Raw genomic sequence first — 652 nt, 5'->3', positions numbered from 1 at the left:
TCGAAGGGCTGCAGGGCAGCAGTTCCCTGGCTTCGACAGGCTCAGCCCGCACGGAGGGGGGTGACGAAGCAGCAACCGCGTCCACCACCACGGCGCCCCCGCCCCCCGTGCTGCGCAGCCGCACGGCCTACTACCTGCTGTTCAACGGCATCCTGGGCGACAAGCGCCCGGCGGGCGGCAATGTGCTCACGCACGCGGTGCTGCAGTCGCTGCTGCAACTGCACGCCGCCACGCCCCACCCCGACGCACCGCTGGTGGTCTACGGCGAGGCGTGCCGCCTGGGCGCCGCCCGGCTGGCTCAAGGCAATGTGGTGTTCAAGCACATTCCGTATGACGTGAAGGCAAGGTGAAGGGATGAACGAGGTGACGGGCGACTTTCTGGATGAACTTCGACGCATGCCCACGGAGACGGAGTGGCTGGAGTTCAAGCGTGCCGGGCAGACGTTCAGCTTTGACCAAATGGCGCAGTACGTCTCTGCGCTGGCCAACGAAGCCAATCTGCACCGTCGCGAAGAGGGCTGGCTGGTCATGGGCATTGATGACAGGCTGGAGGCAGCCACCGGTATGCGCCCGGCGATCGGAACAGAGTTTGCACGCTCATTGCCTGAGCTCAACCGGATCAGAGAGTCGGTGGCTGCCCAAACGGCACCAC

1 protein-coding gene and 1 pseudogene are annotated in these 652 nt (G+C 65.6%); both read left to right on the top strand.

From position 1 onward, the window contains the following. Positions 1-350: pseudogene (locus tag ACMUOY_RS20410) on the top strand (hypothetical protein); the annotation flags it as partial. A 4-nt stretch (positions 351-354) separates the two neighbouring features. Continuing rightward, positions 355-652, top strand: a 298-nt coding sequence (locus ACMUOY_RS20405; protein WP_413894548.1) for a helix-turn-helix domain-containing protein, incomplete at its 3' end; no start/stop codon positions are given.

Origin of the sequence: Candidatus Skiveiella danica, assembly GCF_022705245.1 — a bacterium.
In the GTDB taxonomy this organism is placed as follows: Bacteria; Pseudomonadota; Gammaproteobacteria; order Burkholderiales; family Burkholderiaceae_C; genus Skiveiella; species Skiveiella danica.
The sequence above is the reverse complement of the archived record's forward strand: the minus strand, read 5'-3'. Positions and strand labels throughout refer to the sequence as shown.